This is a genomic window from Lewinella cohaerens DSM 23179, assembly GCF_000379805.1.
GTDB classification, from domain to species: domain Bacteria; phylum Bacteroidota; class Bacteroidia; order Chitinophagales; family Saprospiraceae; genus Lewinella; species Lewinella cohaerens.
The window spans coordinates 1-1,172 of the sequence record NZ_KB903616.1 but is presented as its reverse complement, the minus strand read 5'-3'; the positions used below and the strand labels follow the sequence as shown (position 1 = coordinate 1,172).

1 protein-coding gene is annotated in these 1,172 nt (G+C 38.9%); it reads right to left on the bottom strand.

Translation table 11 applies throughout. The annotated features are described in order from the left end of the window. Positions 1-152: 152 nt before the first annotated feature. Positions 153-983, bottom strand: coding sequence for a hypothetical protein (locus A3EU_RS0127920; protein ID WP_020539483.1), 831 nt, complete (start codon positions 981-983; stop codon positions 153-155). Between the last annotated feature and the right edge of the window lie 189 nt (positions 984-1,172).

The following is a 1,172-nucleotide window of genomic DNA, read 5'->3' as shown; positions in this document are numbered from 1 at the left end:
AGCAAGCAATTTCTCCTCCAAATTAATTCCTTTTACAACTAGAGTCGGGCGGCTTTATCAAAGCTTCCATTTTTGTTGGTATGGCACACAACTCAGGCCTACCCGCAGTGCGACGAAGGAGCATTGTCGTGGTAGGCTAAGTTCCACGCATCCTATAATTTATCTTCATCAGGTAGACATGCAAACATATTGATAATTTCATCCATTTTGGTCGCAATCATCACTCTGTAATATTTATCTCGAAATTCGATCATTATTCCAATAAGAGAGACATCTAATTCATAATTGTCACCAGTCTTCATCAATTTAATAAACCATAACCCAGAACCGCTAATTCCTTCAGGGTGAGTTGTGGTTCTCTGTGGTTTATCAGAATCAGAAACATTCATCTTTTTGGGGAAATCAACAACTATGTGTTCCTCCTTAGTTAATCCGTATTTTTCATAAACCTTGTCCTCGCTGGCTGCCATAAACATCACTAATGGATCTGTTGTAACTCGCCTTGATCTCGTATCGTCTTTTGTGCGGTGTGATGGGGTTCCGATAATACTATAGTTTATAATTCCGAGTCTAACCGAATGCTCTACCTCAACCCTATTCATTTCTAAGAATGAATAGAATGGTACCAATTCAAGGGCTGTTTCTGGACTTAATAAAAGTAGTGCTATATCTATCTTATCGTCAGCTCTTTTTCCACTTTCAGGAATTGCAGTCGCCAGTACTTTAGCTTGTATACCTTTGAAGGATTTATCATTAAATGGTACAACAAGCTCACTAATTGAATCTGTTACATGGGCGGCACTAGCGATTACATAAGACGTTTCTATTTTAAGTAATACTCCACTTCCAAATTGCTCGAGTATACCCTTTTTACCCTTTTTGAAAAATAGTATCTGGTGCCTATCAATAAATTGAGATATCTGCTGCCCATGAGTGTTTAGCAACTCAATGGTGATCGGCAAAGACTTTTCTGATTCATTCATTCAAAATGTAATTTCATTTGGTCTCCTACTTGCTTCCGCTGAAATACTTCCATTTTAGATGTTCTGTTCTCATCTCATTTATCTCATTGCGTGGAACTGCTGGTGGCGGCGCAGTAGCCGTAGCTCAGCGAAGGCTATTGACGCTGCACCAAAGTTAGCGGAAGTATACCTCTTCAAATTTAGTAAAAT